General features: G+C 59.6%; 19 protein-coding genes. 12 read left to right on the plus strand and 7 right to left on the minus strand.

Annotated elements, in window-relative coordinates:
- Window positions 1–37: 37 nt before the first annotated feature.
- The 7 genes from X742_RS145125 to ugpC all read left to right on the plus strand — a co-directional run bounded on the left by X742_RS145125 (window position 38) and on the right by ugpC (window position 7,909).
- Window positions 38–430, plus strand: coding sequence for a heme-binding protein (locus X742_RS145125; protein ID WP_023774380.1), 393 nt, complete (start codon window positions 38–40; stop codon window positions 428–430).
- Between the two features lie 175 nt (window positions 431–605).
- Window positions 606–1,622, plus strand: coding sequence for a LacI family DNA-binding transcriptional regulator (locus X742_RS145120; RefSeq protein WP_245275611.1), 1,017 nt, complete (start codon window positions 606–608; stop codon window positions 1,620–1,622).
- A 36-nt stretch (window positions 1,623–1,658) separates the two neighbouring features.
- Window positions 1,659–2,978: an extracellular solute-binding protein gene (locus X742_RS145115; protein ID WP_031248340.1), complete on the plus strand. Its 1,320-nt coding sequence runs from the start codon at window positions 1,659–1,661 to the stop codon at window positions 2,976–2,978.
- A 51-nt stretch (window positions 2,979–3,029) separates the two neighbouring features.
- Entirely contained in the window at window positions 3,030–3,875 is an 846-nt protein-coding gene (locus X742_RS145110; protein WP_023774383.1) for a sugar ABC transporter permease, read from the plus strand.
- Window positions 3,872–4,705, plus strand: a complete 834-nt coding sequence (locus tag X742_RS145105) for a carbohydrate ABC transporter permease (protein WP_023774384.1) — start codon at window positions 3,872–3,874, stop codon at window positions 4,703–4,705. The genes X742_RS145110 and X742_RS145105 overlap by 4 nt, the downstream gene beginning before the upstream one ends.
- 25 nt (window positions 4,706–4,730) lie before the next feature.
- Entirely contained in the window at window positions 4,731–6,839 is a 2,109-nt protein-coding gene (locus X742_RS145100) for an ADP-ribosylglycohydrolase family protein (protein WP_023774385.1), read from the plus strand.
- Window positions 6,839–7,909, plus strand: coding sequence for a sn-glycerol-3-phosphate ABC transporter ATP-binding protein UgpC (gene ugpC, locus X742_RS145095; protein WP_023774386.1), 1,071 nt, complete (start codon window positions 6,839–6,841; stop codon window positions 7,907–7,909). The genes X742_RS145100 and ugpC overlap by 1 nt, the downstream gene beginning before the upstream one ends.
- Before the next feature lie 109 nt (window positions 7,910–8,018).
- Here the strand turns inward: ugpC and X742_RS145090 are convergent, their stop codons facing one another.
- The 4 genes from X742_RS145090 to X742_RS145075 form a co-directional block, all read right to left on the minus strand.
- The gene (locus tag X742_RS145090; protein WP_023774387.1) at window positions 8,019–9,089 is read right to left on the minus strand and encodes a hypothetical protein; all 1,071 of its coding nucleotides are present in this window, start codon (window positions 9,087–9,089) and stop codon (window positions 8,019–8,021) included.
- A 98-nt stretch (window positions 9,090–9,187) separates the two neighbouring features.
- Complete coding sequence (locus X742_RS145085; RefSeq protein ID WP_023774388.1) at window positions 9,188–9,913, minus strand: ATP-binding protein; 726 nt, start codon at window positions 9,911–9,913, stop codon at window positions 9,188–9,190.
- A 120-nt stretch (window positions 9,914–10,033) separates the two neighbouring features.
- Window positions 10,034–10,615, minus strand: a complete 582-nt coding sequence (locus X742_RS145080; RefSeq protein ID WP_023774389.1) for a HupE/UreJ family protein — start codon at window positions 10,613–10,615, stop codon at window positions 10,034–10,036.
- A gap of 84 nt (window positions 10,616–10,699) precedes the next feature.
- Window positions 10,700–11,680, minus strand: a complete 981-nt coding sequence (locus tag X742_RS145075; RefSeq protein ID WP_031248342.1) for a DUF4331 family protein — start codon at window positions 11,678–11,680, stop codon at window positions 10,700–10,702.
- A gap of 300 nt (window positions 11,681–11,980) precedes the next feature.
- On the opposite strand from X742_RS145075, the gene X742_RS145070 reads away from it, so the two are divergent.
- Window positions 11,981–13,744: an MOSC and FAD-binding oxidoreductase domain-containing protein gene (locus X742_RS145070; RefSeq protein WP_031248343.1), complete on the plus strand. Its 1,764-nt coding sequence runs from the start codon at window positions 11,981–11,983 to the stop codon at window positions 13,742–13,744.
- Between the two features lie 58 nt (window positions 13,745–13,802).
- Here X742_RS145070 and X742_RS145065 read toward each other — a convergent pair whose 3' ends face one another.
- Together X742_RS145065 and X742_RS145060 are read right to left on the minus strand one after the other, a co-directional pair.
- Window positions 13,803–14,864, minus strand: coding sequence for an alpha/beta hydrolase (locus X742_RS145065; protein ID WP_023774392.1), 1,062 nt, complete (start codon window positions 14,862–14,864; stop codon window positions 13,803–13,805).
- A 148-nt stretch (window positions 14,865–15,012) separates the two neighbouring features.
- Window positions 15,013–16,305, minus strand: a complete 1,293-nt coding sequence (locus X742_RS145060; protein WP_031248345.1) for an epoxide hydrolase family protein — start codon at window positions 16,303–16,305, stop codon at window positions 15,013–15,015.
- Between the two features lie 515 nt (window positions 16,306–16,820).
- Between X742_RS145060 and X742_RS145055 the strand changes: the two genes are divergently transcribed.
- The 4 genes from X742_RS145055 to X742_RS145040 all read left to right on the plus strand — a co-directional run bounded on the left by X742_RS145055 (window position 16,821) and on the right by X742_RS145040 (window position 21,449).
- A complete protein-coding gene (locus X742_RS145055; RefSeq protein WP_023774394.1) occupies window positions 16,821–17,120 on the plus strand; it encodes a hypothetical protein in 300 nt (99 codons plus the stop codon).
- 249 nt (window positions 17,121–17,369) lie between these two features.
- Window positions 17,370–18,443, plus strand: a complete 1,074-nt coding sequence (locus X742_RS145050; RefSeq protein ID WP_031248346.1) for an MBL fold metallo-hydrolase — start codon at window positions 17,370–17,372, stop codon at window positions 18,441–18,443.
- 355 nt (window positions 18,444–18,798) lie between these two features.
- A complete protein-coding gene (locus X742_RS145045; RefSeq protein ID WP_245275613.1) occupies window positions 18,799–19,857 on the plus strand; it encodes an HlyD family secretion protein in 1,059 nt (352 codons plus the stop codon).
- Window positions 19,854–21,449 (plus strand): MFS transporter, encoded by a 1,596-nt coding sequence (locus X742_RS145040; RefSeq protein ID WP_023774397.1) that lies wholly within the window; start codon window positions 19,854–19,856, stop codon window positions 21,447–21,449. Before X742_RS145045 ends, X742_RS145040 begins: the two co-directional genes overlap by 4 nt.
- 412 nt (window positions 21,450–21,861) lie before the next feature.
- Here X742_RS145040 and X742_RS0138110 read toward each other — a convergent pair whose 3' ends face one another.
- Window positions 21,862–22,665 carry an MIP/aquaporin family protein gene (locus tag X742_RS0138110; protein WP_198019245.1) on the minus strand — a complete coding sequence of 268 codons (804 nt, stop codon included), beginning with the start codon at window positions 22,663–22,665 and terminating at the stop codon, window positions 21,862–21,864.
- Between the last annotated feature and the right edge of the window lie 48 nt (window positions 22,666–22,713).

The following is a 22,713-nucleotide window of genomic DNA, read 5'->3' on the forward strand; positions in this document are numbered from 1 at the left end:
TGGCGACGGCGTCTCCTCAAAGAGAAGGAACAACCCAATGGATCTACTCACGAAAGCGAAGTCGCTGGCCGAACGTGTGGAGGCAGAGGCGACAAAGGCCGATGTCCCCGTTGCAGTATGCATCATCGACGTTCACGGCAATCTGGTGCTCCAGCATCGAATGAGCGGCGCGCCTGTGTTCGCGCTCGAGATTTCCGAGCGCAAGGCGTATACCTCGGCCCTTGTGCGCCTGCGGACGGCTGACATCCTGCCGCTCGTACAGCCGGGCCAACCTTTGTATGCACTGCCCACGGTGGGTGGCGGGCGTTTTTGCCCCATGGGTGGAGGCATTCCTCTGGTCGACGAAGAAGGCAAGGTCTATGCGGGTGTCGGCGTCAGCGGCGGCACTGCCGATGAGGATGTCGCCATCGCCGAAGCTGCTGTCCGCTAACCACGACGCGGGCAATTTCGCGGGAGGCCTTCGGCACTGCCGAGATCGAGGTAGACGTAAAGCGACGCCCCTGGCGCAATAGCAACTATGTGAGGGACCGAGCCTTGACACATAATAGGTTGCCGTTTAGTGATACGTATCAGTAATACGTATCACTAAGCAATCGATGGCAATGTTGGCAAACGGCAGAGCGACCCAGAAGGATGTGGCAAGGGCGGCGGGGGTCTCGCAGGCCACCGTTTCAATGGTGCTGGGTGGCGGTAGCGCTCCTTCGATCCCGGCAGAGACGTGGGCCCGCATCGCCAAGGCCGCCAAGGATCTTGGCTACGTTCCCAACCGCTTTGCGCAGGCGTTGAAGACCAGCCGTTCGATGACCATTGCCTGCATCGTGCCCGACATCACCAATCCTTTCTATCCATCGCTGATCCGCGGCATCCAATCGGTGACCGATGGCCTGAGTTACGACGTCATCGCGGTCAACACCGATGGCACGCCGGAACGCGAGCGGCACTTCCTCGATTGGGCCCGTCAGGGTCGCGTCGATGGCGTGATCGGCGTCTTCTTCACCTTGCGTGCCAGCGATTTCAGCCCCCTGGTCGAAGCAGGGGTGCCGGTGGTGCGGATCGAGTCTTCCAAGAAGCGCGGCGGCGAAATCGTCGTCGACGACATCTATGTCGACAGCTTTGCCGCGGCGCTTGCGGTCACGGACCACCTGATCGGCCAGGGCCACAAGCGCATTGCCATGGTAGCCGGCCGCGGTGGCCCCCAGGCCACTCGCATTGATGGCTATCGCTCGGCCCTCGCCAGGGCAGGATATCCGGAACATGTTATCATCGACGAGGAATTCTCGGAGATCGGCGGCACGCGCGCCGCCGAAGCGATACTCGCAAGCACGTTTCAGCCGACAGCGATATTCGCGGCGAATGACCTGATGGCCGTCGGTGTCATGCAGGCGCTGCGCGAGCACGCCATCGAGATACCCAAAGAGATCGCTGTCGTCGGCTTCGATGACATTCCCGCAGCGAAGCTGGTCACGCCGCCGCTGACCACCGTCGCACAGTTTCAATGGCAAATGGGCGCGCGCGCGGCACAGACACTGATGGAGCGGCTTCGCGGCACCAAGATCGGTGCGGGAACCGCGCTGGAAATGCCCTTTGAACTTATCCAACGAGGCTCGACACGAGCCATCTAGATGCTGGCCGTCTTACAAAACTGGGAGGAAGAAACCATGCAACGCCGTACAATTCTGAAAGCCGGACTTGGTCTGGCAAGCCTGCCGCTCCTGCCGCGCCTCGCCTATTCGGCCGACCAGAAGCCCGTGGCCTTCTGGTATGAATCGGCATCGCCGGAAAACCAGGACAATCTCGAGACTCTGCTTGTGGACCCGTTCAACGCGGCCCATCCGGAAGAGCTCCTGAGCATCGACTTCCGCGGCTCGGACCTCGATAAGCAACTTCGTGTCGCCATGCTCTCGGGCACCGGACCCGACGTCGTCTTCACCGCAGGCCCGAGTTATGTCGCCGCCATGGCGCAGGCCGGACAACTCCTGTCACTCGACGATTATGCCAAGAAATACGGTTGGAACGAACGGCTGCTGCCTCTGTTCCTCGATCTCGGCCGCTACCAGGGCAAGCTCTACGCGCTTGCCAAGACCTATGAGACGCTGGGGCTTTTCTACAACAAGACGCTGTTCGCCAAGAACAACTGGAAAGCACCTACGACGATTGCTGAACTTGAAGCACTCGCCGATGAAATGAAGGGCAAGGGCCTTGTACCGTTCGGCGCCGGCAATGCCGATTGGCGTCCGGCAAACGAGTGGCATGTCTCGATTGCCATGAATTCGATCGCTGGTCCGGAAACCGTCCACAAAGCATTGACCGGAGCGATCCAATGGACCGATCCGGCCTTCGTCGCGGCAATCGACAAGCTGGCCGAGTGGTGGGACAAGGGCTATTACGGCGACAACTACTTCTCGCTGACCTCCGAGCAGGCCTTCGCTCAGATTGCCACCGGTCAAGCGGGCATGGCGCCCACGGGCACCTGGAGCTTCACCAACGTCAAACCGTATTTCCCTGACAACAATGCCGAGCCGGGTTTCGTCGGCTTTCCCAGCGCGTCCGGCGATCCGATCTTTCCGCTCGGCATCGGCTCGACGCTTTCGGTCAATGCCAAGTCGGAAAATCCCGATGGTGCGGCCGCTGTGCTCGACTACATGTTCCAGGACGACTTCTACACCAAGATGAACTCGGCCTGGCAAGGCGAATGGAACCTGCCGCTGGCGGATCTCTCCAAGGTGCAGCTGTCGGACAAGGTGCTGCCGCTCTATACGGAAGCCATGAAGGAGCTGTCCGCCGCCGTCGGCGCGGGCAAGTATGGCTATACGACGTGGACTTTCCTGCCACCGGCGACCGACACCTATCTGGTCAGCGGCATGGAAGAGGTTTGGCTCAAGAAAACCAGCTCCGCCGACTTTCTCAAGAAACTCGACGATACCTTCAAGCAGGAAAAGGACGCGGGCAAGGTGCCTGCAATTCCGGCCCGCGCCTGACACACCGCTGAGGGCGGCACGGTATGCGTCGCCCTCACCTGGAGGAATTCCATGCATCGGCTCTACATTGTCCCGACGATGATCATCAACGTCGTCATCGTGCTGGTTCCGGCACTTTTGACAGTCGTTCTCGCCTTCTGCAATTGGGATGGCATCTCGGCGCCGACTTTTGCAGGCCTCGACAATTTCCGGGCGTTGGCCGCGGATCGCGTCTTCTGGTCATCCCTCGGCAACAACTTCGTCTGGACGTTCGTCTTCCTGACCGTGCCGATCATCATGGGCCTTGCCGCCGCGTCGATGCTGCTGATCGTGCGCCGCGGCAGCAACTTCTTCCAGATCGTCTATTTCCTCCCCGTGGTCATTGCCACCGCCATTACCGCGCGCGTCTGGCAAGGCATGATCTACAGCCCCGTCACCGGGGTCTTCGGCGTCCTCAAGAGATACGGCATGCCAGTCCCCAATCCGCTGACACAACCGCCGCTGGCGCTGTTCGGCGTCGCGACGGTCGATCTGTGGCACTGGTGGGGCTTTCTTTGTGTCATCTTCTTCGCCGCGCTCCGCCAGGTGCCGCAGGAGCAGATTGAGGCCGCACGGCTCGAGGGCGCCACCTATTTCCAGATGATGCGTTACGTGCTGCTGCCCGGCATCCGGCCGACGATAACGCTCATGATGATCATGACAGTGATCTGGTCATTCCTCGCCTTCGACTTCGTCTACATCATGACCCAGGGCGGCCCGGCATTTTCGAGCGAGCTGCTGTCAACCCTCGCCTACCGCAAGGCCTTTTACGACCTGAATGTCGGGCAGGCCGCCGCGGCGGCGCTGGTCATCAGCCTGTTCGGGCTGGTGGGCACGTTCTTCTATGTCCGCATCCAGACGCGGGAGGGAGAGCAGTGAGACTTGTCGAAAGCCGCCTGACGCTCACGGTTTCCTATGCGTTTCTCGCCCTGTTCGCCTTCATCGCTCTGTTTCCGATCGCGCTTCTGGTGCTCAATTCCCTGAAGCCGGCTGCTCAGATCGTTCAGAACCCGCTCGGCCTGCCGGACCCGATCCGTTGGCAGAATTTCGGCAATGCCTGGAACCATGCGAAGTTTTCGAAGACCTTCGTGAACTCCCTTGTCGTCAGCGGCACGACGATCGTGCTGGTCTGCTCGACCTCGTCGCTGACCGCCTATGTGTTGGCTCGCAGGAAGATCGAGGCGTGGAAGATCGTCACCTTCTACCTGCTCGCGACGACGACGGCGCCGATTCAGCTCTACATCTTCCCGCTCTATTTCGGCTTCGCCAAGCTTGGGCTGATCAACAATATTTTCGGCGTCGCGCTGATCTACACGGCACTCTACAGCCCCTTCGCGGTGATGCTGCTCAGGACCTACTTCATCGCCGTTCCGAAGGAACTGGAGGAGGCCGCGATCGTCGATGGCGCCACCTCCTGGCAGGTCTTCTGGCGGGTGATGCTGCCGATCGTTTCGCCTGGCATCCTCACGGTGGCGCTCATCATCGGCCTCAATTCGTGGAACGAGTTCCTGATAGCGACGACCTTCCTGCAGAAGCAGGAAAACGTCACCGCCGTGATCGCCTTCTATCTGCTCTCCGGCCAGTACAGTTCCGACTGGGGCGAGATCATGGCCGCTGCCCTCATCATCGTCGTACCCGTCGTCCTGCTGTTCGTCTTCATGCAGAAGCGTTTCATCGAGGGCATGGCCGGCGGCTCGGTGAAGGGCTGATACCTTTTTGAATGTGGAGTGACCGATGCAGTTTCCCAACAACTATCTCGAACGCGTCTATGCCGGCGTCCTCGGCAAGCTGGTGGGGGTCTATCTCGGCCGCCCTTTCGAGGGCTGGACGCACCAGAAGATCATGGCTGAGCTAGGCCCGATTGAATACTACGTGCATGAGCGCCTGAACCAGCCGCTCGTAGTCACCGACGACGATGTCGCCGGCACCTTCACATTCATTCGCGCGCTGGAAGACTATGGCATCAAGGCAAACCTCTCAGCCGAAGAAATCGGCAAGGCCTGGCTCAACTACATCGTCGAGGAACGCGCGATCCTGTGGTGGGGCGGCAACGGCAATTCCACCGAACATACCGCCTGGCTGAACCTCAGGAAGGGCGTGCCCGCCCCGCATTCCGGCTCGATCGAAAGCAACGGTCAGGCGATCGCCGAACAGATCGGCGCGCAGATTTTCATCGACGGCTGGGCGATGGTCGCGCCGCGCCAGCCGGAACTTGCCGCAAGGCTTGCCGAACAGGCCGGCAAAGTCAGCCATGATGGCGAATCCGTTTACGCCGCAATGCTGTGGGCTGCGATGGAGGCCGAGGCGTTCGGCTCCTCGGACATCGACCATCTGATCGATACCGGCCTGAGCCAGATACCCCAGGACTGCCTGATCGCCAGGCTGATCGCGGATATAAGGGACTGGCACAAGGCGCATCCGGATTGGCGCGACACCCGTCAGAAGATCGAGCAGCACTACGGCTATGACAAATATCCCGGCAACTGCCACGTCGTGCCGAACCATGCGCTAATGATCATGGCCGTGCTCTACGCGCCGCAGGATTTCCAGAAGGCGCAGATGATCGTCAACACGTCGGGCTGGGATACGGATTGCAACGCCGGCAATGTCGGATGCCTGCTCGGCATTATGAACGGCCTCGAAGGGCTGGAGGAAGGCCCGGACTGGCGCGGACCGATCGCCGATCGCATGCTGATTTCGTCCGCCGATGGCGGCAACTCGATCAACGACGCCGTTCGCCAGGCCTATTTCCTCACCAATCTCGGCCTGCAATTGGCCGGCAGGCAAAAGCTCGATGCTCCCAAGAATGGCGCGCAGTTCCATTTCTCGTTGCCGGGCAGCCAGCAAGGTTTCAGGCCGCAGGCCGGCCTTGATGTCAGCCGCGCGGTGCGCATCGGCAATGCCGAGTTCGAGAGCAGCCGCGCTCTGGCAATCGACTATGAGGCGTTGGGGCCCAAGCAGGTCGCGGTTGTGACCAGTCCAACTTTCTCGCCGCGCGAAATGCTTAGCATGCGTACCTACGACCTGATGGCGACGCCCCTTGTCTATCCCGGTCAGGTCGTGCGCGCTCGCGTCGTCGCCGATCAAAAGAATCGCGGTGCCGTTGATTTAAGATTGCGGGCACGCATTTACGACGAGCGTGACGAATTGCTCGATATCGACAGCTCTCCGGTGATCACCGAGCCGGGCAAGGAGACCGTCCTGGAATGGACTTTGCCGGATGCCGGCGGCCAGCCGATCGCCGAGCTTGGCCTGGCGATTTCCAGCACCGGCAAGCGCGCCGATGGCCGTTTGCTTGTCGACTATGTCAGGTGGGATGGAACGCCTGAGCTGACGCTGAAGCGCCCGGCTGGCGATGGCGATTTCTGGCGACTGTCCTGGGTCAACGGCGCGGATTTCTTCTCCAAGCGCTATCCGGCGGCATTCCGGATCTCGCAGAACAGCGGCGAAGGCATCATCATCCATGGCACGCGCCAATGGACCGATTACCAGGCGTCCGGCGATGTGATGATGCATCTCGGCAATTATGGCGGTCTCGCCATCCGAGCGCAGGGCCTGCGCCGCTATTATGGCGCGCGCGTCACCCGCGACGGCAAGATGCAGATCGTTCGCGTCCGCGACGAGAACACCGAGGTGCTCGCCGAGACCGCCTTCAACACCGAATTCGAGAAATCGATATCGATGAAAGTGGCGGCCAAGGGCGACCGGATCACCTTCGAGGCCGACGGCATTTCGCTTTTCGCGCAAGACAGCAGCCCCGAGGCCTTCCACGACGGCGGCGTCGGCCTGCTGGTGCATGAAGGCGCCCTGTCGTCCAACGAAATCCGGGTCGGAGCGGTCTGATGGCCAACGTCACGATCGACAAGGCCCGCAAGGCATATGGTTCGGTCGAGGTGCTTCATGGCGTCTCCGTCGATATTCGTGACGGCGAGTTCGTGGTGCTCGTCGGCCCGTCCGGTTGCGGAAAATCGACGCTGCTGCGGATGATCGCGGGGCTGGAAGACATCACTGGCGGGACGATCGGCATCGGTGGCCGGGTCGTCAACGACCTGGCTCCCAAGCAGCGCGACATCTCGATGGTGTTCCAGAACTACGCGCTCTATCCGCACATGACAGTGGCCGAGAACATGGCGTTCTCAATGACCCTGGCCGGCGCGCCAAAAGCCGAGAAGCAGAAGCGCGTCGCGGAGGCCGCTGAGATACTGGGGCTGACGCCGCTTCTCGAGCGCTATCCGCGCCAGCTGTCGGGCGGCCAACGCCAGCGCGTGGCCATGGGGCGATCGATCGTGCGCAAACCACAGGTCTTCCTGTTTGACGAGCCCTTGTCCAATCTGGATGCCAAGCTGCGTGTCGCCATGCGCGCCGAGATCAAGAGACTGCACCGTCGTCTGGCCACGACCACGATCTATGTCACGCATGACCAGGTCGAGGCCATGACGATGGCTGACCGGATTGTGGTGATGAATGGCGGCCATGTCGAGCAGGTCGGCCGGCCGCTCGACCTCTATGACGACCCACAAAGCATGTTCGTTGCCGAATTCATCGGCTCGCCGTCAATGAACCTGCTGAAAGGCAGCTTCGACAACGCCGACGGCCGGCCTGTCTTCAAGACCAGTGACGGCATCATGCTGCCGCTGCCCGGGAGCGTTTCAAGGCCATCCGGTATCGAAGCGATTTATGGCATCAGGCCGGAATATTTCTCCCTCGCCCCGACAGGCTCGGGCATCCCGGCCGGGATCGTGGTCGTCGAACCGCTCGGCCCCGAAACGCAGGTGACCGCTATCGTCGGGGGACAGACCGTGGTGACGATGTTTCACGAGCGGATCAACGTGCAACCTGACGAAACGATCTGGCTGGAGTTGCAGGCCAATCGCGTCTGCTTGTTCGACCCGGCAGGAAGACGGTTGACTTAGACCCCTATCGACACCGTCAAGAAAATTTAGGCCCTGTCGAGCGAACTCTTTATGCATCCAAGAGGTGGCTCTACGGCATCGATGTTCGTCACATGCATGCAGGCTGTTATTACGTATCTTGCCCGTCCAGAGGAGCCGGCAATAACGAGCCGGTCATGGCCAGAATGATTGTTCTAACGGCCAGCCACAAAATGAGCAGGTTTGCGGCCGCAAAGATTGGAAGAGCCAGGACACCAGCGAGGCCCGTATCGCCTCGGATGGCCAGCTTTTCAATCGTTGTCGCCAACGCCGTGGCGCCGAAGCTGACGCTCCACAGACCGGCGGAAAAACGACGAACGATCCTTGGAAGCACGCCGCCCAGCACAACTGCCTGCAGAAGTGCGTAACCGATGAGACAGTGAACAAAAACGTCTCCGGAGGTGCCCGACGCGTTAACATAGGCAAGCGAGCAGACCGCCGGAGGCGCGAGCTGGACCCCAAGGGTCGATCGCACCTGGTTTTTAAGCGGCTCGCCAAAATAGAGCCGGTAGAACAACACAGAATCGATAGTGAGCCACGAGAAGAGGCCGGCGCCCAGCGCCAATTGCGCCCATTCAGTGTGCCCGAATGTCGACAATCCAATGCTGAGGACAAACGATCCGGCGGCAACAGGCAAGTACAAGGCCGGCGTCGCGTCCGACAGAGCGATTGCCGTTTTCCAGATCAATTGCGAATGCCAAAGCCCAAATCCGACCGCGACCACCCCGCCAATGCAAAGGAGTACCGTGGCTAGTGTGGCGCTGAACTGCAACACGCTCACCGCGGTTAGCATCATCCCGATTCCCGCTAGACCGGGAAAGCAATTCTGAACGGGATCTGCGAGTTCGGCTCGCACCGCCGCCGGCGCGAACCATAACTTCAAGGCGTAAAGCGTCAAAAGGGCTGCCCATAGGCACATTGCCAATATGACGACCGCTACAGCAATTCCGTTGGGGGTTGCCCAGAGTTGGTGGGCAACTTGCCACATGACGGCAAAGGAACTCGTACCAAGGCCGACGGCAAAAAATGAGGCCGGAAACCGTGCTATTGGGGATCGCGCTGCCGGCGCAGAGACCACGGCCCGACGCTCCGATGCCGCCGCTGCATGGGAGCGCGCGTCACTCAGTTCGGCCACGCCGTCGGATTTGTGCCGCTCTCTCATAATTGCACCTCACGCGCCAGCGATGAAATCATCGTGCCTTGCAACGAGCGCCCAACTGAAATTGCCCCTGATCGTATGCGTGGTGCCGTCGTCGGGCCCTAGCGGGTCGCGGGCAATCGCAATGTCACAGTTGTGCCTGACCCAAGCGAGCTCTCAACGTCGACAGTCCCCCCTGATTCCTCGACAAAACGTTTCACCATCGGCAAACCAACGCCGCCCAAACCCTCGCCTTTCGTCGTGAAGAAGAGGTCAAACGCGCGCACCATGGTCTCGCTGGTCATTCCAACTCCGTGATCTTCGACGCAAACATCCACCTGGTTGGAATTCTCCGACACCGAGGCATCCACCGAGATCAAGCCACCACCAGGCATTGCATCGCGTGCATTGAACAGAAGGTTGAGAACTGCATTTTGCAACCCGGCCCGATCGCACCGCACCAAAGGTAGGTCTGGGGGGACCCGAACCTCGAGATGGATGTTCTCATCCCACGCACTTCGAACGATGGATTCAATGTCCGCCAAACAAATACCCACGTTCGCATGCGCTATCTCCCCCCGGTTCTCTCCGGCCGTTCTGATGGTCTGCCTGACCAGGCAGCCAGCCCGTTCCAGAGCGGCTTTGGCGCCAGCAAGTACAAATCCCGCTCCCGGAGCCGTTGCTATATTCGGGTCTCGCCCCAGATGGTTCAACGCAGATGAGGCGACCTGAATAAGATTCCCCAGGTCATGTACGATGCCGGCGGTTGAAATCTGCAGGGCGAGACGACCTTGTGGAATGTCCGCTCGGCCGGCAAATATGTTCTCGTCTATCTCTGGACCTGACATTCCATTCCTCCGTTTGCTCGGTCGACGGTTCTCGCGTACGAAGCGCACATACCATCGCGACCCGTTACGGTTGAGGGCAGTCTAACTGGATGCCAGAAGCACTCTTCTCGGGAATAAGGTTCAAAGGGCTCCGGCACACAATCCGGCACCGACTGCAACGCAGATCACCCCAGCAATACGATTGACAGGACCTGGCGTCACGCGTTGCAAAGTGAGCCCGAAACCGATGCCGACCGCATGCAACATCGCGGTGGCCAGTGCAAACCCCGCGACGTATTCCAGCCCATTCGCGCTAGGGGCCACCTCGGCTCCGTGAGCGTATCCATGCAGCAGCGCAAAAAAACCGATGATCGCGGCCCCGGCCCATACCGGCGGATCGACCGCCAATGCCACCATAAGCCCTAGCACGACGACCGAAGCCAGAATGCCGGGCTCTACAAAGGGCAAGGCAATCCGTGCCAAGCCGAGCACGCCGCCGACCAACATGACTGTCACGAAAGTCAACGGCCACACCCAGAGAGCGCGCCTCCCTTTGACCGCGGCCCACAGGCCGACCGCCACCATGGCAGTAATGTGGTCGAGGCCACTTAGCGGGTGAGCGACGCCCGCTGCAAAGGAAACCGCCGAACCGATGCTTGGATGCGCCGAAGCCGGCACGATGAAGGTTAAGGTTAGAGCTATCCAGGTCGCGATCAATCTCATCGTAGTCTCCTCTGTTCAACAGTGTTGGGGTAATGCGGCTGCTCGCAGAAAGCGGCGATCGGCCGTCACGCGATATGGCTGCCCTCATTCGGGAGCATCATGCGGCGGCCCTAAATAGGGGAACTCAGCAAGCAGATCGCTATGTGCCCCAACCCCGTCTCCGGCCAACTTGCCGTTCGTAAGGATGGCCATAAAGGCATCTGCGGCATCGTCCGTCAGCGTCCTTCCATTCTCCGGAAAGGAGGCAGGCCGTCTCGGGTCATAAGGCATGATATCTGGCAGCAATGTCCTTGCCACACGCTCGGCCTCATCCGGTTGATATCCACCCGTGTGCTCAAGCGCGTGTGCGAACGTTGCGACAAACCGAGCGTCATCTGCAGGTTCGCCGGCGAGATAAGCCTCTTTCTGCTCACCGGGAAGGAAGACCGCCTGCTGCGGGCGCGCACCCCGTTCGACCTGCACCCAACCCTTGCCTTGCTTGTCCAGCGTCCGTGCCCACAGGCCAACCGGCTTAGGCCCCAACGTCGAGTTGGGCACTTCCAGCACGATGCTGCAGACGTTTTTGTCCGAGAAGAAATCAGCGCCGGTGAAATGCAGATCATCTATGGCACCCAAGGTGTCAAAGAAAAATGCTTCGCTGCGCCACCCCGCGAAAAAGCGATAGTCGCCGACCTCGGCTACCTGCGCATCCCGACCTGTCGACACTGGAGCCCCCAGAAAGACAACCTCTCCACCGTCGTCTGTCTCAGCGGCCAGTGCGCCCTCAACGCGCCGTACCGTGGCGATCTGCATCGCTCCTGGTAAGGACGAAAAGCGTACTCGATACGCGATATCGGCGACCGCATCGCCATTGGTGTCAATCTTGATCTCGTAAAGGCCGTCAGGCGAGAACGGTTCACTAATGGTAAGCTCCGGATCGATCACCGTAGAGGACGGATGGACATTCATGATCAGGATCGACTTCTTCACGTCCCCTGGTTTCGGAAAGGCATAAAGATCGGTGAGATCCAGGCGCGCGTCTGCCCTAGGGAACCCGAAGTTGGGGCCTGAATAATGATGTGACATCGTCATATGCTCCTTAGAGGTAAACCAACCGACCCGCCCCAAAACCCGGCGTGCTGAGCACTAACTCATCCAAGACAAGTACCCGCACCAATTCCGACCGGCAGCGTTCAACTGTTCAAGTACTGACAGCGGCCATGGCCGAAATATATTGAACGATGGTATTTCCGATACTTTGGTGCCGATCGCATCGATGCCTCCGCGATGCTAGTTTCCGTTGGCCAGCGCTGAAACCCCTGAGCATCCATCAGTGAGGGTCGCTGAGTGAAGCAGCTGGCAGTGGCTGGCGGAAAGGACGGAGTGATGGCTCGCTTAATGTCGGTCAATGTGGGCTTGCCGCGTGGCATTCCATGGCAAGGGAAGACTGTCGACACCGCAGTCTGGAAAACATCAGTTCAAGGCCCACGCCAGGTACGCCGGCTCAACATCGATGGCGATAGGCAAGGAGACGCGGCGGGACACGGCGGCGAGCAGCGGGCGGTTTTAGTCTATCAATCGGAAGCCTATAACTTTTGGCAAAGCGAGCTAGGCCGCAAAGACTTTACCTACGGACAGTTTGGGGAAAACTTCACGGTCGATGGACTACCGGATGATGAGGTCTGTATCGGCGATCGTTACCGGATCGGAAGCGCCTTGTTCGAAGTGACGCAACCGCGCGTCACTTGCTACCGAGTCGGTATTCGCATGAACGAGCCGCAAATGGCAGCGCTGCTGGTTGCGCGCGGGAGGCCTGGCTTCTATCTGCGCGTCCTGGAAGAAGGCCAGGTCGAGGCTGGAGATGAGATAGTCCAGGTTGGGATAGGCCCCGAGCACATGACAGTGTCAGAGGTCAACGCACTGCTATACTTGCCGGGTCATCCTCGCGGCCAGCTGGAACGGGCGCTGCGAATTCCGGCTCTGAGCCCTGGCTGGCGGGGATCCTTCCAGGCGCTGCTCTCGCAGAACGAAAGTGGCGGCGAGACAACTGGAAATGCCGGGCTTGATCCCGCGTCCGGACCGCCTGCTGCGTGGGCGGGATTTCGGCCGCTGCGTGTGGTGCACAAGATCCGCGAGAGCAGCAGTGTGACGTCGCTGGTGTTAGAGCCGTTTGAGGAGTCTCGCCTTACCGCGGCTCGTCCAGGACAGTTCGTCGTGCTGCGCCTACGGGTGATGCCCGATGCTCCGGCGCTGATGCGCAGCTATTCTTTGTCGAGTGAGCCTGGTGAACGCCACTACCGAATAAGCGTAAAGCGGGAACCGCATGGTTTGGCGAGTGCCTACATTAACGACCGGGTCGAGATCGGCGACGTGCTGGACGTTAGCGCACCGCGCGGTAACTTCGTTCTTCGACCCAACGATGCGCCAGTCGTCCTGCTGAGTGCCGGCGTGGGCGCGACTCCGGTCATCGCAATGCTCCACGCATTGGCGGCCAAAGCGGCGACACGGGAAGTCTGGTGGCTTCACGGAGCCCGTTGTGGCCGTGAGCACCCTTTTGCCCAAGAGACTCGGAACCTGCTCGAAACCCTGGTCCACGGTCACAGCCATATAAGCTACAGCTCGCCGGATCGCGAGGACAGGTTAGGTGTCGACTACGATGCTGATGGACATTTGGACATAGAGGTGCTGCGAGGGCTGCACGTGCCACGCAATGCTGACTTCTATATCTGCGGGCCATCGGCCTTTATGGGCGACTTGAGCGCAGGGCTTGCGGCCTGGGGTGTCGTCGCGGACCGAATCCACACGGAACTGTTCGGCCCAGGTCCATCGAACACCCCTGGCATTGCTGCCACTCCGAGCCGCCAGCCGCATTTACCTGCCGAACCTTCCAGTGCGGGTCCAGTCGTTTCGTTCGCAAGAAGCGGCTTGACCGTCCATTGGGGCCCGGCGTTCCAGAGCCTGCTTGAACTTGCTGAGGCGTGCGACGTCCCGACGCGATGGTCGTGCCGCACTGGTGTCTGTCACAGTTGCGAAACAGGGCTTGTGGCTGGAACTGTCACATACCAACCCGAACCAATCGATCCACCCGCGAGGGGCACTATATTGATCTGCTGCTGCCAGCCCAAGGCCGACGTCGTTCTAGATCTCTGATCTGGCAAGATCTGGCACCTTGACGGTGCATGCAGCATTCGATTTCAACACTCGGCAGTTACGTAGCCGCAGCGACGTCAATCACTGCTTCCGCGAAAGCCTGCGGCGCTTCCTGAGGTAGATTGTGACCTATGCCGCCGGTGATCAGACGATGAGAGTATCTCCCCGCGAACATCTTCGCATACGCGCCCGCTTCCAAATGAGGGGCACCATTGGCGTCACCTTCCAGCGTGATCGTGGGGACGGTGATGACCGGCGCCTGCGCGAGCCGCTTCTCCAGGTCCTCATACCGAGGCTCGCCTTCGGCCAGACCGAGACGCCAGCGGTAGTTATGGATCACGACCGCCACGTGATCAGGATTGTCAAAGGCGGCCGCGCTACGCTCAAAAGTGGCATCGTCGAAGTTCCAGCGGGGCGAAGCGAGACGCCAGATCAGCTTCGCGAAGTCACGCGTGTACTTCTCATAGCCCGCGCGACCACGATCGGTTGCAAAATAGTACTGGTACCACCATTGCAATTCCGCGCTTGGCGGCAATGGCTGCTTGCCTGCCTGCTGATTGCCAATCAGGTAACCGCTCACTGAAACCATGGCCTTGCAACGCTGAGGCCAGAGTGCAGCGACTATGTTGGCTGTTCGGGCGCCCCAGTCGCAGCCAGCGATCGTGGCCCGTTCGATCCTTAGAGCATCCATCAGTGCGATGACGTCCGCGGCGACCGCCGACTGCTGCCCGTTGCGCATCGTCTTGCCGGCGAGGAAGCGAGTCGTGCCGTAGCCGCGCAGATACGGCACGATCACGCGGTAGCCCTTCGAGGCCAGGAGGGGCGCGACGTCGCCGTAAGTATGTATGTCGTAAGGCCAGCCATGCAGCAGCACCACGACCTCGCCGGTGGCGGGGCCGGTCTCGGCGTATCCGATACTGAGCAATCCGGCGTCAATCTGCTTCAGCGAACCGGATGGCTGGCGACCCGCTTTGCCGACAACGTTTCTTCCCTGAGTGTTCACGGACGGACCCGCCTGCGCCGGCTTGTCTGTTCCCAACTCAAAGGCGGAGATAGCCACCAGCGCGGTGCCGAGTAAGCGGCGGCGATCGTGATCAATCTGTTGTGACGCACAGTCCATTTTCGGTCTCCTCGACTGGGAAGTGATCCATTGGTTCTTTGCTCGATTTCAAAGGTGCCGCGCGGAAACCCAAATGCGCGGCCGGGTGGAGGGGCGACCCGGCCGCGCTACTGGGCGGAGGCGATGGGGGAGAATCGCCTCGCTCGCCTCAGATTGAACGGCGCAGCGGCCTAAACGCTTCTCTGAGTTCAGCACAAAAGATTTGAGGCTCCTCCCAAGCCGCGAAATGGCCACCCCTATCCACTTCATTCCAGTGAATGAGATTACCGAAGCTTTTCTCGGCCCAACTCCGCGGTGCGCGGTAAATCTCAGCCGGGTACACTGTGACCGCAACGGGAACTTTCGGGATGTCGAAGGCATCGAAGGGCCCACCGCCAGCTTGCGCACCCTCCCAGTACGACCGCGACGAAGATGTCCCGGTATTGGTGAACCAGTAGAAAGAGATGGCATCGAGCATCTCGTCATATGTAAAGACTGTCTCGGGTCTTCCGTCGCTATCGGTCCACTCCGCGAACTTGTCGTAGAAATACGCGGCCATGGCGACCGGTGAATCGGAGAGAGCATAACCGATGGTCTGCGGACTCTGATTCATCATCGCCGCATAACCAAAACCGTCGCGGTAGAAGTGCAGTAGCCGATCGTATGCAGCCTTCTCGCTGTCCGAAAGTTCCACAGGGGCTGGGTCGAAATTGCGGAGGTGCCGAAGAACGTTGGGCGGTACAGTCCCGGGCATATTGATATGGATGCCAAGAAGGCCTTTCGGAGCTTGAACCGCGAGCAGTTCCGAGATGATCGCGCCCCAGTCGCCTCCCTGAGAGACGTATTGCGGGTATTCCAACCGGATCATCAGCTCATGGAACGCACTGGCCATATGGGCAGGGCTCCAACCGGTCGTCGCCGGCTTGCCAGAAAAGCCATAGCCGGGCATCGTTGGAAGCACGAGGTGGAAGGCATCGTCCGCCCGCCCCCCATGCGCCGTCGGATTGGTGAGCGGGCCTATCACCTTCAAAAGTTCGATAATGGACCCTGGCCAGCCATGTGTCATAAGCAGGGGCATCGCACCTTCGTGCGGCGAACGGATATGCGCAAATTGGATATCCAGTCCGTCCACGCTGGTGATGAACTGCGGCAACTTGTTGAGCTTCGTCTCCACCTTGCGCCAATTGTACCGGGTGCCCCAGTACTCAACCAGCGGCTGGAGCTTCGCGAGCTGAACCCCCTGAGAGCGGTCATCGACGGTCTCCCGGTCAGGCCAGCGCGTTGCCTTGATGCGAGCGCGAAGATCTGCAAACGCCCACGTCTGAACATGGATGTTAAAGGGCCGGATGGATTGGTCTCCGACCGCCGCGCGTAGAGCCCCAGGTAACAGGCTAGCGGCCCCAACCGCCGCCCCCGCGACAACCATATCGCGCCGCGTAGGCAAAAGCGATAATGCCGACATTACTTCCTCCTCGGTCAATCCGATCCATGCGGACACGAGTTTCAGGATCTATATCCGCACCCCTTGAATCCATTGCACGATGGTATCGGCAATACTTTCTGGTAGTGAGAAGCAGGCAGCCGAGGCTCATGTTCCTTATCGGCTTGCACAGCGCTTCGCGCGATGCACAGGCAAGGACGGTATCCTGGATCCTCGGAGAGGCTCTGCCGACCGCCGCGGTGTTGACGTGAATCGCGGTGGGGAAGCGATTTCAGACCGGAGTGAGAGCGGCCAATCGCGACGAATCCTCTCCCCGGCATCCGCCAAGCGCACCTTGGATCAGAATTTCCGTGCCGACTTATTCCAAAGTATCGACGATACCATCGAACAATAGATCCAATCTTATCCTCGAATAGATAAATGGACGACCGATTATGCCCCGGCGGTTTTTAAATCCCGGTGGTTTGAAGCCGTAAATATATGGTCATGGCGGTCGTCATTGTGGCGATTGCCTCATCGAGGAGAAGGAACTCGCTATGAACACTAAAGCCAAATGTCTCGCCACAGCATTTGCACTCTCGGCACTCGGGGGAAGCGCATTTGCCGGCGCGCTTGATATCATCGACCCGATCAACCAGCAGTCGTCTCTTTATACCAGCTCCATCAAGGTTCCGACCCACACGGATCCCATTATGAGAAGCAGGTTCAGGGCAGCCCTTGAAACCCTTCCGATGGGGAAGCGCAAGGCAATGATAAGAGAATGCCAGGACGCGGGCATGACCAAGCCTTACGCGGAATTCTGTGCGGATCTGAATGCTCTTGGTCACGGGCACTGAATCCTGCCCGAGCAGAACAGTGGCGGGCTAGGGGCCTGCCACTTCTTGCTCCAGATTCAGTTAAATGGGTTTGTCGCCGTTGGGTTGGATTGACTGCCTGGCGGCGGGGTGTGCTTGCTCAGGATCATGACGAGGGGTACGGGATATTTTCGGCACCAAAGTATTCGCGATACCTAAGGACAATAAGCGAGTTATGAATTTAACGGCAGGTCATTCTTGCGAAACATTATTCCAAATAGGAGATTTGTTATGCTTCTCTTCCGCTCCGGTCTTTCGAGGGCAGCGGTGAACGCCGGTTCCCTGCTGGTTACAGTTGGGCTCGGCTTGGCACCAATGGGAGGCGCCCGCGCCGAGACCTTGCCAGGACAGCCTGGCGCCCCTTACCAGAGTATGCCGTCGTTGGCGCCGATTGGCACGCGCGTCGACCACTACCTTCCGATTCCCAAGGAGGACGTAACCCCGGCCATCGACCCGAGGAAGGGATACCGGAACCAAAAGCTGGGCCGTGGGCTCTATATGGTCACCGACAACGGCTACCAGTCGATGTTCCTGGTGTACGAAACAGGTGTCGTTGTGATCGACGCTCCCCCGGGATACTCGGCTCACATACGCCAAGCTATCGCAGAGGTGACGGATCAGCCAATCACGCATGTCGTCTACAGCCATGCGCACGTAGATCATATTGGCGGCGTGAACGACCTCGGCGGGCATCCAATTGTCATCGCCCAGGAAGAGACCCTGCGACTGCTCGAACGAGCGAAGGATCCCAGGCGCACCCTGCCGACCGTCACCTTCAAGGATCACTATACCTTGAAGGTCGGTAGTCAGATTCTTGAGCTGAGCTATCCCGGCAGCAGCCCTCATGAACCGGGAAATATCTTCATCTATGCTCCAGAACAGAAGGTGCTGATGGTGGTCGACGTGATCTTCCCCGGTTGGATGCCTTGGCGCCGGTTCGCACTTGCCAAGGACATTCCCGGCTATTTCGACCAGGTGGCGTACATCGACACCTTGCCGTTCGAAACGCTCGTTGGCGGTCATGTCAATCGCGTGGGCACTCATTCCGATGTTCGTACCCAGCTCGAATTCATGAACGACCTGAAGGCAGCTGCCGCTGCTGCCCTCAAGTCAACGCCGCCCGGCGAAGAGATGGAAGCCGAGGACAAGGCCAACCTCTGGGCCGTCTATGACAACTATATCGATCGCGTCGTTGTGAAATGCGTCAACGCCGTCACGCCCAAATGGCAGTCCCGACTTGCCGGTTACGACGTGTTCATCTGGGACCAGTGCTACGCGATGGAGCAGAGCCTTCGCATCGACTGAAGACTTGGCAGTCCGAGGGCTCGCACGGGTCGTCGTCGTGTGACGGCCCCGCCGAGAGGTAGCGCGAGTTGTGGTCCAAGCGATTTGCCGCAGTAGCAGACCAACACCGCGACGGTCGGCAATACTCGGACATGACCAAACCAATTCGCAAGATTGACCAGCCCCGCATGCTGGAGATTGGATCGTTGAGATGCTCCGAGTTGAAAGCCTTGAAGAACCCACGCAACCGGCGTTGAGGAGTGGTGACGAATCACAACCGGCGGCGTCTCCCGCATTCGGCCCCGTAGCTTCGCCTGGATCAACGCGGGCGCCGATAAGCCGGGCCCGGAGGGTCGCTATTCTAGTGGTGGCGACTGTGACGATATCGCTGTCGGTAGCCTGGGCCTGGCAATGGTATTCTCAGGGCCGTTCCGAAGAAACAACCGACAACGCTTATGTGCGTGGTGATATAACGAGCATCGCGCCAAAGCTCTCCGGCTATGTGGTGGAAGTCGCGGTTGGAGACAACGCTGACGTTCGCAAAGGGAGCTTGCTGTTTCGCATCGACGACAGTGACTACCGGGCGAAACTCGACGAAGCCATTGCCACACTGTCCACGCGACAGGCCGAGATCGCAAACATTGCAGCAACGCAGAAACTGCAAGATGCCTTGATCGAACAGGCGGCGGCACAGGAGCGCTCGGTCTCAGCGGATTTGCTGTTGGCCAGAGCCAATCTTGACCGCTACACCGCTCTGCGAAAGAGCGGGACGGCCAGCGAACAAAAACTCCAGGATGCGCAGACCGGGTTCGCAAAAGCCGAGGCGGCGGACAAAGGCGCGGCGGCCAATACTCTGGCGCAGAGGCTGAAGCTTGGCGTGCTCGACGCCCAGCTCGCCGGCGCCCAAGCAGCGATGGCTCAGGCGAAAGCGTTTGTCAGCCTGGCCAGGATGGATCTCGCCAACACCCTCGTCCAGTCGCCAATCGACGGTGTCATCGGCAATCGGCAAGTTCGCGTCGGGCGGTACGTCACTCCCGGCACCCCGGCGATGGACATCGTTCCGGTACAGGATGTGTGGGTTGTCGCTAATTTCAAAGAGACCCAGCTTGATCGAATGGAGATCGGACAGGCCGTCCACGTGGCCATCGACGAATACCCTGATGTTCAGATTGATGGTGTCGTCGACAGCTTCGCCCCGGGTAGCGGGGCTGCCTTCAGCGTGCTGCCGCCGGACAATGCGACCGGTAACTTCATCCGCGTCGTCCAGCGCGTTCCGGTCAAGATAAGACTTACACACAATCCGTTGCCTGGTCGGCTGGTTCCTGGTCTTTCAGCCCGCATTGCCGTCCGGGTGGGTAGCCAAACCGATCCCGTGACCAGCACTTCGAACCCGACTGGTGATCTTGCGGAAAATCGGCCCGGTACGGCACAATGAGCCCTCAGATCGAACCGCGACCGGTACCGACCAAGCCCGAGGTGCTCGGAACCGCGTTGGTCTTGACCGGAATTGTACTGACTGCCGTCATGGATTCCATCGCCAGCACGGCGCTCTCAATTGGACGCCTGGATATGCTGGGCGACATACATGCCACCACCGACGAATTCGCGACCTTCGATATCGCATTTCTCGCGGCCAAGCTGACTGGCTTTTTGGTCGCGCCGCTGTTTGTTGCGGCGCTGAAGCCTACGCCCTGTTTACGCGCCGGCACGGTCGCGCTTCTCTTGGCGTCGGCCGCAATGATCTCTTCCGCCGATATAGCCTGGATTGACTTCTGCCGCATCGTTCAGGGTTTTGCCGGCGCGACCGTGCTCGTGGCGGGCCAGACGCTGCTCTTCTTGCGCTTCCCGAGCCGTCAGCAACCGATTTTGCAAGCTCTTTTGGCCCTTGGCTCGGTAATGGCCCCGACGACAGTGACGCCAGCGCTGCAAGGTTGGCTTGTCGACCACCTGTCGTGGGACTGGATATTCCTCAGCAACGTGCCGGTGGGCATTGTCGCCCTGGTCATGCTGGCGGCGGATCGCGGACAAGCGTTCCGCGACAAAATCCGGATCCCCTACATCCAGATCGCGCTGGTTGGGATCGCCGCGGCATCCTTGACCTACGTGTCGCAGCAAGGCAGCAGGTTTGATTGGTTTGACGACGGGCACGTCACCCTTCTCACCCTGAGCGGCCTGCTGGCGATCATCCTCCTGCTACTATGGGAACTCGGATTTGCACCGGATCGTCTGATACCCACGTCACCTTTGGGTGATCCCGACTTTCGCTTCGCCCTTGTCGTCAGTCTGGTGGCTGGATTTGCCTTGTCCGGCAGCGCCTTTCTCATCCCGGCCTTTGCGTTGAACGTTCTCGCCTTCACGGCTACGGATGCTGGAACACTGCTGCTGCCAAGTGGAGTCATTTTGGGCTGCACACTGCTGGTTGCGGGAGTCGGCATACAAAAAAGCGGAATCAATCCGCTTGCCCTGGCTCCTGCCGGTGTCGTGTTTTTCGCCACGGCAATGTGGTTCCTGTCGGGTTCGACAACCGACAGCGGCGTTGCGGATCTGGAGTTTCCACTGCTCTTGCGTGGCTTTGGACTGGGGCTCTTGTTTGTAAGCCTGACGCTGTTTGCCTTCATGCGGCTTCCCGCCAAGGCGCTGCCATTCGGCATCGGGCTTTTCGATCTTGGCAAGCAGGTTGGTGGGCTGGCCGGTACCGGTCTCCTGCAAACTTATCTCGATCGACAACTTGCCTATAACAGGACAATCCTGGCATCGCATCTGGCCACTGGCGATGTTGCCCTCGAACAGCGTCTGAAGGCAGTGGCGGACCAACTTGGGGCCAGGGGCCTCGACGGTGTTGTCACTGGTAAAGCCGCGCTGTCGGTTCTGCGGCAGGCTGTCGACAGACAAGCCATCACCATTTCCTTCGATGAAGCCTTCCTGGCAATCGTGCTATTGTTCTTGGTCGCAGCGCCTTGCTTGATCCTATCCAGGAGGCTGCTTGGCCGTCGATCCGCTGTCCATGTAAGTACATCGGGGGTTTAGGCCGCTGACAAATGTCGGTGAAACAAAGCTCTTGAGCATGGCTGAGTTTTCGCACCGGTAGCAGCCGGAAGGTGCAATCTTTGCCATTCTCGCCGCACTCCCGGCTGGCGGCCGATCCGGCCAAAACGACGAAAGCGAATTCAAATGTCGGGTTTCATGGTTGGAGTAACCCCGATTGGGTCCACCGGAACGACCGAACGGCCGGGCGCCTCGAGGGCAGAGAGTTCCGTTCTTGCTGGTTACGCTCCGCTCGAGAGCGTGTTCTGCGGACTACAGCACCCAGTCAGCAAAGGAGTTAAACCTCTCAGCCAAGAAATCGACGGACTCCGATCGGCTCAAAGACCATTACGAGAGTTTGAAACAAGCTGGGAGATCTATCCTCGACAGATGGCGAAAGTTCAGTCCACTGAACTCAGGACTCGTCCTGCGGCGTTCCCATTGCCGCCTGAGCTTCCTGAGCCTTGGCCGGGCCGCGGAGAACCTTCGCTACCAGTACGGCAACAATCGTGCCGCCGACTGGACCCACGACATAGACCCACCACGTGGACAGATCGCCACGCGCCAGGTCGGGTCCGAAAGCACGGGCCGGGTTCATCGCCGCTCCTTCGTAAGGCCCTCCCAGGGTCCCAAGCGACATCACGTAAGCACCCACGGCAACGGGGACAAACTGGCCATTAAGCTTCGGGCCGTTTGCCATCGAAATCACCATCAAAACCATGCCGAATGTAAGGATCGCCTCGAAGAACACCGCCTGGATGAATTGTTCAGGTTGCGGGACCGTGGCTGCGAGATTGCCTTCGATGCCGAAGAATGAGCGTGCAAGAAATGATCCAGCCCCGGCGGCAAGTAGCTGTACAACGACGTAGGCGGCGCACATCGGCCAACCTATATCGCCGCGCAAGGCAAACGCAAATGTCATGGCAGGATTAAAGTGCGAACTGATATCGCCGAGAAAATAGATCGCCACGACCAGCCAGAGTGCAGAAATCGCCGACAGGATGAAGGCGGCGATGATGGGCTCAACCTGTATTCCGCCATACAGCACGAGAATGGCGCCGCCGGCCGACAATACGAAAGTCAATCCTGCCGTACCGATAAATTCAGACAGCAGGCGTCGGAACCGATGCTTGGGACTTTTCCAGTTAGCGTTGAACCGAGGCTGGCCAATCTGCAACGCGAGTGCCGCCTCGCCAGATACCACAGGGGGGATACTCATGGGGACTCCTGGAAATCCTAGATTGAAGCTGATGACTCCCTTGCCGAG

It is taken from the genome of Mesorhizobium sp. LNHC229A00 (assembly GCF_000502415.1).
Lineage (GTDB): Bacteria > Pseudomonadota > Alphaproteobacteria > Rhizobiales > Rhizobiaceae > Mesorhizobium.